Source organism: Sulfurihydrogenibium sp., from assembly GCF_028276765.1.
Lineage (GTDB): Bacteria > Aquificota > Aquificia > Aquificales > Hydrogenothermaceae > Sulfurihydrogenibium.
Genome location: NZ_JAPYVU010000063.1, coordinates 1 through 8,466 on the forward strand (window position 1 = coordinate 1; position 8,466 = coordinate 8,466).

The following is an 8,466-nucleotide window of genomic DNA, read 5'->3' on the forward strand; positions in this document are numbered from 1 at the left end:
TGGTATACTTAATATACGATGACAGGAAAAGGTTGATTAATAAGTGTTAAAGGAAGGACAACCTTATTCGTCATTCTGCAGCCGGCGAAGAATCTCATACTCTTATTTAATTTCTCACCCGACGTATCATGTTAATATATTTTATATCTAAATTTTTTCTTGAAGGTTGAAAAGCAATGTTAAAAACCATTAACCTAAGAACTAAAAGTCATACAGATTTTATTGATATTACCAGCTTAATAAATCAGGCTATTTCTGAGAGTAAAGTAGACTCTGGTATTTGTACTATTTATGTCCCACATACAACAGCCGGTGTTTTTATAAATGAAAATGCTGACCCTGATGTTGTTGATGATGTAAAAAACCATCTTGAAAAGCTTGTTCCATGGATGAATAATTACAAACATATGGAAGGTAACGCTGCTGCACACATAAAATCTATTCTCACAGGAAACAGCATAAATATTATTATAGAAAATGGAAGACTACTGCTTGGAACATGGCAAGGTGTATTTTTTGCAGAGTTTGACGGACCAAGAAATAGAAAAGTTTATATAAAAATATTGAGAGGTTAAGATGGATAAAGTAAATGTAGGCTTGATTCAAATGAAATGTAGCGATGATTTAGAAGAAAATTTTGAAAAAACCTTAGAAAAAATTAAAGACCTTGCAAGAAATGGAGCTAACATTATCTGTACTCAAGAGCTTTTTAAGTCTAAATATTTCTGTCAAGTTGAAGATTGGTCTTATTTTAAGCTTGCAGAAGAAATAAACGAAAATTCTAAAACTATAAAAACCTTACAAACAATGGCAAAAGATTTAAAAGTTGTGATAATAGCATCTTTGTTTGAGAAAAGAACAGAAGGAATTTATCACAATACAGCGGTAGTAATTGATGCTGACGGAAGTTATCTTGGAAAATACAGAAAAATGCATATCCCGGATGACCCTCATTTTTATGAAAAGTTTTATTTTACTCCCGGAGACCTTGGGTACAAAACTTTTAAAACAAAGTATGCAGATATTGGCGTTTTAATCTGCTGGGACCAATGGTATCCGGAAGCTGCAAGGTTAACCGCATTGTCAGGTGCTAAAATTCTATTTTACCCAACTGCTATAGGATGGCTTCCGTCGGAAAAAGAAGAGTTTGGAAATTCTCAGTATAACGCATGGGAAACAATCCAAAGGTCTCATGCAGTAGCCAACGGCTGTTATGTAGTGGCGATTAATAGAGTCGGTTATGAAGAAAGCCCTGATGGAAATGAAGGAATAGAGTTTTGGGGTCAAAGCTTTGTATCAAATCCTTACGGAGAACTTCTTGTTAAAGGCTCTGTAGATAAAGAAGAAAACATCATTTGTGAAGTAGATTTATCAATCATAGATTCGGTTAGAACTACATGGCCATTTTTTAGAGATAGAAGAATAGACAGTTATCAAGATATTACAAAAAGATTTATTGACTAAAGGAGGAGAAAGTATGGAATACATAGTTGTACTAATAACCACCCCATCTAAGGAAGAAGCAGAAAAAATAGCAAACTATTTAGTAGAGAATCATATTGTGGCATGTGTAAATATAGTTGAAAAAGTAAATTCTGTATTCTTTTGGCAAGGAAGCGTAGAAAAAGCAGAAGAGTCTTTGATGATTATAAAGACAAAAAAAAGCGTATTTAAAAAATTAATAGAAGAAGTAAGAAAGATGCATAGTTATACTGTTCCTGAGATTATAGCACTGCCAATTATTGATGGATTTGAAGATTATTTAAAATGGATTGAGGAGACTGTATCATGCAGAACTTAACGATCTTTTTAATTTTTGCTGTTATAATGTTTCTATCAATTGTTGGAATTGATAAAGTTATATTAATAGTACAAAGTTTGGGGGGTGTTTTCTCTATGGCTGGATTTATACCTGTTTTAGTTGTATTGTTCATTATCTTTTTGGCAACTTCAGTCAAAGTTATTAATGAGTATGAAAGGGCTGTTATTTTTAGACTTGGTAGAGTTTTAGGAAGACCAAAAGGTCCGGGAATGTTTATTTTAATTCCTTTCATTGATAAGATGGTTAAAGTGGATTTAAGGGTTGTTACGATGGATGTTCCACCACAGGATGTAATAACAAAAGATAACATATCTGTCCAAGTAGATGCAGTTGTCTATTTTAAAGTTGTGGACCCTATCAAAGCTGTTATAAATGTAGAAAATTATTTGTATGCAGTATCTAAAATATCTCAAACTACATTAAGAAGTGTATGCGGTCAAGCTGAGTTTGATGAGCTTTTATCTCAAAGAGAAAAGATTAATTCAAAACTGCAGGAAATAATAGACCAAGAAACAGACCAATGGGGAATTAAAGTTATAACTGTAGAATTAAAAAGAATAGACATTCCAGAAGAACTAAAAAGAGCTATAGCAAGACAAGCAGAAGCAGAAAGAGAAAGAAGAGCAAAAATCATTCAAGCAGAGGCAGAATATCAAGCAGCACAAAAGCTTACAGAAGCTGCAGAAATGCTTGCTAAACAACCAATAGCATTGCAGTTAAGATACTTAGAAACATTGTCAACAATCGGTCAATACAACTCCAATACTATAGTTTTACCACTGCCTATGGAATTATTTGAAATATTTAAAAATTCAAAAATTAATAAATCTGAAGAAAAACGAGAAAGTAAATGAGCAGTATTGAGGGGTAAAAAAAACCGCTTACTTCTCTTTCCTGCTCCTACTTTCTTTGGAAAAGAGAAGATGCTTTTTAGCTTTGTAGATTTGAAGGGTAAGCTTATAAAAACTTTACAAACGTTTTTGATTTCTGCTGAGGGTGTTCTAAAATTTTTGTAAATTTACCTTTCCTTTTTGATTTTTTGACTTGAAAAGAAAGGAAGAGATTCTTTGCTTTGCTCAGAATGACAGTGCAGATTTTTTGAAACAGTCTTCAATTTCTGCTTGACAGGTAGAAAATTTTCTTGTATATTATTATTAGCTTTTTAATTTTTTAACTGTACCTTGGCAATTGAATAGGTAAGCCCACACAAGCTTATTTTACGTGAAAAGGTGAGACGTGAGATGTGAGACGTTGGAGATTGGTTTATCAATATCTTAGTGATTTTTGTTTGACTGCTCGTCGGCTTAGTGAGATGACTTAGCAGTCAGTGAAGCTAAGGTATTGGTAATGCGATTTTATTTTTTGATGTTTGATTTAAGCTTGTGTAGTAATGGTTTGAAAGAGATTTTTTGAAAAGTAGTTGTAAGTACTTGTTGAATTAAACTTTTTAATTTTGAATTCTTTAATGCTTAATTTTTTGAAAATTTGTAATTTTTTATTTTAAAATTTTTTAAGATCGGGAAGTTAAGGAGCAGTATTTGCAGCGAGCTTCTGAGTTTGTGGTTTTCAGCGGTTGGCTTGTGATGGGAAGTTGAAGGATAAAATATAATAATATATTTTCTGTATATCGAGGTTTGCTGCAAAAAACTTCAACTTGCAGGTTTTTTAAAAGTTTGGTATAATGATTATCAGAATATTGATAGAGTAAGTTAAAAGCGATTTTATTTTTGGGTTAAAAGTTAACGGGTTCCATCTGAACCGTGTGGGTTATAAAGCTGATCTGATCAATAATAAATAGATGGAAAATTTAGGTTCCATCTGAACCGTGTGGGTTATAAAGCCACCTCCTCAGGGAGGTAGAAACTCCAAAATTCCTGTTCCATCTGAACCGTGTGGGTTATAAAGCCAAGAGGCTTAAAATTTCCCTGACGAGGCCTTTAGTTCCATCTGAACCGTGTGGGTTATAAAGTAGTAATAGCACTCTAGATCTATTGAGAGATCCACGTTCCATCTGAACCGTGTGGGTTATAAAGTAGCACTCCTCCTTTTAAATTTTTAAATTTCCCACCGGTTCCATCTGAACCGTGTGGGTTATAAAGTCTCTTTAGCTGTAATCTTTTCAAGATACTTTTTATAGTTCCATCTGAACCGTGTGGGTTATAAAGATTCTTCAAACTTAAGTTCCATCATTAATCCTCCTTTGTTCCATCTGAACCGTGTGGGTTATAAAGACTGGATCTAAATACTCCAGTAGTTTCTTTTCGAATGTTCCATCTGAACCGTGTGGGTTATAAAGCAATAGTAAATGAAGCTATTCTTTCTTGATTTGTAAGTTCCATCTGAACCGTGTGGGTTATGTAAGGTGAAACGTGAGACGTGAGATGTGAGACGTTTTAAAAGAATGATATGCGAGACACTTTGGCAATTAAATAAAAAAATTTTTCCAGAGTTTATGTTCTGTCTATGAGGAAGTAGGGTTGCTTTGAGAAAGTTTTTGATAGAGAGGTTTTGCCGAAAATGTCCTCACTTACCAAGACCAACTTGAACATGTTCCAAAAATCAAAAAACTTCTTCTCAAGATTAAAACTGATAGGATAAACAAAAATACACAAATTAAAATCATGTAGAAATTCCAAAATCTTCTCTTTTAACTCTAAACACTAAATTTGCTTTGTTCTTTATTTTCCTTGGATAACCGCCTCAATGGATGCTTTATTTTTACTCTAAGAGTTTTCTTTATCTTTATAGCAGGGATAAATCCAATGCCTAAGATTTTTTGTACTACGCTTATTGAATCATAACCTTTATCAGCTATAAAAGGTGGTCCTTTGATAAAATCTACTTTGTTTACAAATATCTCCATAAGCAAAACCTGTAGCATCTGCTATGTAGCACTGTCCTGTTTTTCTCATGCAAACATTTTATTTTTTGATTTTGTGTATTTAATTTTAACTGAGATAGAAAATAATTTTGGAACAGTCTTATTCAAATTGGAGAGTGTTATAGAAATCCGCATCAAATTCTACGCCATTCTAAGCAAAGAGAAGAATCTCTGTTTTTTATGCCTACTACTACTCTGTTATTCTGCAGCCGGTATAGAATCTCCACACCTTTTTTAACTCTCACTTATTCATTTCTAAAAAATGAGTCCTTCGAGCTTACATTCTCAAAGTGGCAGACAAAAGTTTAATTAATTTCAAAACTTAGTTAAAATTTTCAAGCAGTAAAGGAGTGAGAGTGTCGAGTATTATAGCGGTTTACAGACTGATTACACATAAACAATTCAAGAATTGATAGTACAGTAATTGCAAAAGATTTCAAAATTGACTCTCACATTTGAATAATTACTTGTAAGCAATATAAAGCCCCCTTAATGGGGGCAAAATTTATTAGTGAGTTTTATATCCTTTCTCTCCTATTTTAACTAATCTTAAGAAATGAAATGCTAAGCTTATAGCTCTAAAAAATTGAGATATTAAAGAATGCATTTTTCTTCTATCTGAATCTGAAAATCTAAATTTTGCTTGAGCCATTTTTTAATTCCTCCTTTTGATTTTTTAAGGTATTAATTTCCAGAAAGGCTTACCTTGCAGTTTCCATAAGAATGCATAATGTAAGCCAAGTTTAAACCATGCTCCAGCTTTTCCTGGTTCTGCAACGCATAAATCTAAATCTCTACCGTATTCACCATATTTAGCTCTATTTCTTGCAACCGGAAAGATTGCAATCGTTCCTGCCATACCATCAAAAATTCCATTTTTCATAGAAGCAACGCATAATCCTGGAGTTTCTGCCATTGAAGCTGTATTTTGAGGCTCTCTTCCTTCAATCATATCAACAATGTTTAACGCTGCTGCTTTTCCGGATAACTCTGCAGTATAACCTGTTCTTGGTGGAGCTGGTGCTATTATTGTTCCATTTGGAGATTTGCCTGGTTTTGATAAAGGTCCAGGCGGTGCAAAAGCAATACCGGCTGCAAAAATGTTTTTATAGATAGGATTTTGATACTTTTTAGGCCAATCTGGACCGTCTAATTCTTCATAAGGTTTTCCATATACAGCATCAACTTTTACAAATCCAGCCGGGTTACACATCTTATCTTTTATATCATTACCATCTTTATCTATCCATTTAATTGGTTGTCCTGCAAATGGTGGAAGGAGCATTGCAAAGTCATATTCTATTTCTTTAAACTCTCCGTCTAAGTTTTCAATGTATATTTTCTTTTCATCAACTTTATGAACGTGACTTCTGATTTCGTATTTGATTCCATAATCGTAGAATATAGCTTCTGCCATCATTTCTGATGTAAAGATCAACGAACCTCTTTTTGCTTCAAGTCCGTCAATTCCAAAGTCTCCAAGCTTTGGTTCATTAGAAAGCCATATTAATTCAACCCTATCTCTTAATCCTCTATCAACAAGGTCATTATGGACGTTGGTGATAAACTCAAATCCTGCACCCTGACAAGTACAAGTACCATGCCCTGTTCCGATAACGATTTTAGCTTTATCGCCTTTTTCTAATCTTTTTACAAGTTCTAAATAAGCTTTTGCAGTTTCTACAGCGTGAGGAGGTGTACAAACAGAATACGTATAGCCCTTATCCGGACCAAGCCCTGGAGTAGCATCAAAGTTTAGCTTAGGACCTGTTGCAACAAGAAGATAATCGTAATCCAATCTTTTTTCTTGCTCAGAGCCAACCGGCTTTACCATAACATAGTTATCATCCGGATGAACTTCTGTTAGAAATGCTCTTTCATACTTAATTCCAAATTTGTCGTAAACTGGCTTTAGTGGAAACTGGGTTTTCTCAACTGGCATTTGGCCAACACCAACCCAAATTAGAGATGGAATGTAATTGAAAGTTTCGTTAGGTGTAACCACTGTTATTTCGTGATTACCATTTTTTGGCTTGAGCCTGTCTGCCAAAATAAGTGCTGCATAATGTCCTGCAAATCCACTTCCTGCAATTACAATTTTTGCCATGACAACCTCCAAATTTTTTAAAAAGTTTAATAATTTTATCATACACCTATAAACATTAGTTAGCAACAACTAACTGAGATAAAACAAGGGCAAGTTTAAAAACAAATAATAAGAAAAATCATTGATTTTCATCAATATTATGATAAATAATATCGAAACCTTGGGGTGAGAAATTAGCGGTTTTTATAAGAATTTAAGAATGAGATCCTTCGGACTTACGTCCTCAGGATGACGGAGAACGATCTAATGGTATAATTCTGAATCCATTGGTGTCATTCTGTAGCCAGCGAAGAATCTCCTGTTTTTATTGAATTTCTCACCCGACGTATAATATCGAAAAAGGAGGTGCACAACAGTTGCTATTTTCTGTAAAAAAGTGTAAAAAAGTGTATATTGACAATACAAAAACAAAAAAGTGTAGAATTGTAAATAGCAAGAAAAGAGAGTGATTAAAGATGACAACACTCCAATGCCTGCTTGAATTCCAAAATACGCAAGATAGAGAAACTATATTAGATTTAATGCGTAGATTCTCATCTGCTATGAGATATGCATACCAGAGATTATTGGAAGGCGAAAAAAGAAAAGATCTAAAAAAGACACTATCAAAACTATTTAGCATAAACACAAGATACTCAGATGATGCAATACTCTTAGCACAATCCACTATCTCATCATGCAAAGAAAGAGGTCAAAATCCAAAAAAGCTTGTATTTGGCTCAAGAAAAGTATTTGAGCAACTAAAGAGAAACCATTTAACAGGAAAAAGAAGAAAACAGTTAAAAGCAAAATGGAAAGAAAGCAGGCAGGGAAATTTATATTCAAGAGGAGATAAATCAAAGCAGGGAAATCTAAATTTAAGATTTGAGTGGATAGATAATGAGCTTTACTTAAGAATAAACATAGGAGACAGACAGTATATCTATGCAAAGGTAATTAGAGATGTTAAAAGAAAAAATGACAAATGGATAGATTTTATGTTTATGCTGGAAAATGCATACAAATACGAAGAATGGTTTCCATATTCAGTCAGACTAAAAGTAAAAAACGGCAATGTATATGCTTTTATATCTATTGAAGAAAAAATACCACCTATAAAGATCAAGAAAGACAACGGAATAATAGGCATAGATGTAAACGCATATCCATTTCATTTAGCATTAGCTTTTGCAAGTAAAGACGGAAATTTAGAGAAATATCAAAGCATTAATTTAAACGAATTATTAGAAGTAAACTCAGAAAAAAGACAATACTTAGAATGGCAAATAGCACATAGGATAATAGAGATAGCAAAGGAAGAGAAAAAAGCAATATCTATTGAAAACTTAAATAAACTACCAAAAGGCAAAAGAGGAGATGGATTTACAAAATTAAGAAGAAGAATGCAAAAATGGAGCTATAAAAGATTATTAGAAAAAATAGAAGTTTTAGCAAGAAGAAATGGAATAGAATTAGTAAAAGTCAATCCTGCATATACGTCAGTAATTGGAAAACTAAAATACGCACCACAATACAACATAGACAAAGATATAGCAGGAGCTTACGTAATAGCAAGAAGAGGATTGGGATTTAAAGAGAAACTGCCAAAGAATTACAAAGAGCTGTTAAACGATACCGACTTTCTATCATACACTATAGCAAAAATTGAAGATAATA

At 33.2% G+C, this 8,466-nt stretch carries 7 protein-coding genes, 1 pseudogene and 1 CRISPR repeat array; of the genes and pseudogenes, 5 read left to right on the forward strand and 3 right to left on the reverse strand.

The window, feature by feature from the left end:
- The first annotated feature begins 176 nt into the window (after window positions 1-176).
- The 4 genes from Q0929_RS08275 to Q0929_RS08290 are packed head-to-tail and all read left to right on the forward strand — an operon-like array spanning window position 177 to window position 2,676.
- The gene (locus tag Q0929_RS08275) at window positions 177-575 is read left to right on the forward strand and encodes a secondary thiamine-phosphate synthase enzyme YjbQ (RefSeq protein WP_299239712.1); all 399 of its coding nucleotides are present in this window, start codon (window positions 177-179) and stop codon (window positions 573-575) included.
- A 1-nt stretch (window position 576) separates the two neighbouring features.
- Window positions 577-1,464, forward strand: a complete 888-nt coding sequence (locus Q0929_RS08280; RefSeq protein ID WP_299239715.1) for a carbon-nitrogen hydrolase — start codon at window positions 577-579, stop codon at window positions 1,462-1,464.
- Between the two features lie 13 nt (window positions 1,465-1,477).
- Window positions 1,478-1,801, forward strand: coding sequence for a divalent-cation tolerance protein CutA (gene cutA / locus Q0929_RS08285; protein WP_299239718.1), 324 nt, complete (start codon window positions 1,478-1,480; stop codon window positions 1,799-1,801).
- Window positions 1,789-2,676: a slipin family protein gene (locus tag Q0929_RS08290; RefSeq protein WP_299239721.1), complete on the forward strand. Its 888-nt coding sequence runs from the start codon at window positions 1,789-1,791 to the stop codon at window positions 2,674-2,676. Before cutA ends, Q0929_RS08290 begins: the two co-directional genes overlap by 13 nt.
- Before the next feature lie 892 nt (window positions 2,677-3,568).
- Window positions 3,569-4,183: direct repeats of the CRISPR family, unit length 29 nt; unit sequence GTTCCATCTGAACCGTGTGGGTTATAAAG.
- 166 nt (window positions 4,184-4,349) lie between these two features.
- Here the strand turns inward: Q0929_RS08290 and Q0929_RS08295 are convergent.
- The 3 genes and pseudogenes from Q0929_RS08295 to Q0929_RS08305 form a co-directional block, all read right to left on the reverse strand.
- Window positions 4,350-4,673 (reverse strand): annotated as a pseudogene (locus Q0929_RS08295) (hypothetical protein); the annotation flags it as partial.
- A 538-nt stretch (window positions 4,674-5,211) separates the two neighbouring features.
- Complete coding sequence (locus Q0929_RS08300; RefSeq protein WP_299239724.1) at window positions 5,212-5,355, reverse strand: hypothetical protein; 144 nt, start codon at window positions 5,353-5,355, stop codon at window positions 5,212-5,214.
- A gap of 24 nt (window positions 5,356-5,379) precedes the next feature.
- Window positions 5,380-6,810: an FAD-dependent oxidoreductase gene (locus tag Q0929_RS08305; RefSeq protein ID WP_299239727.1), complete on the reverse strand. Its 1,431-nt coding sequence runs from the start codon at window positions 6,808-6,810 to the stop codon at window positions 5,380-5,382.
- A 455-nt stretch (window positions 6,811-7,265) separates the two neighbouring features.
- Here Q0929_RS08305 and Q0929_RS08310 point away from each other — a divergent pair.
- Window positions 7,266-8,466: IS200/IS605 family accessory protein TnpB-related protein (locus tag Q0929_RS08310; protein WP_299239730.1), on the forward strand; the 1,201-nt coding region annotated here is incomplete at its 3' end.

Excerpts from the sequence above, each read along its gene's own strand:
- cutA (WP_299239718.1), top strand. The coding sequence starts at position 1,478 with ATGGAATACATAGTTGTACTAATAACCACCCCATCTAAGGAAGAAGCA.
- Q0929_RS08280 (WP_299239715.1), top strand. The coding sequence starts at position 577 with ATGGATAAAGTAAATGTAGGCTTGATTCAAATGAAATGTAGCGATGAT.
- Q0929_RS08305 (WP_299239727.1), bottom strand. The coding sequence starts at position 6,810 with ATGGCAAAAATTGTAATTGCAGGAAGTGGATTTGCAGGACATTATGCA.
- Q0929_RS08275 (WP_299239712.1), top strand. The coding sequence starts at position 177 with ATGTTAAAAACCATTAACCTAAGAACTAAAAGTCATACAGATTTTATT.
- Q0929_RS08300 (WP_299239724.1), bottom strand. The coding sequence starts at position 5,355 with ATGGCTCAAGCAAAATTTAGATTTTCAGATTCAGATAGAAGAAAAATG.
- Q0929_RS08290 (WP_299239721.1), top strand. The coding sequence starts at position 1,789 with ATGCAGAACTTAACGATCTTTTTAATTTTTGCTGTTATAATGTTTCTA.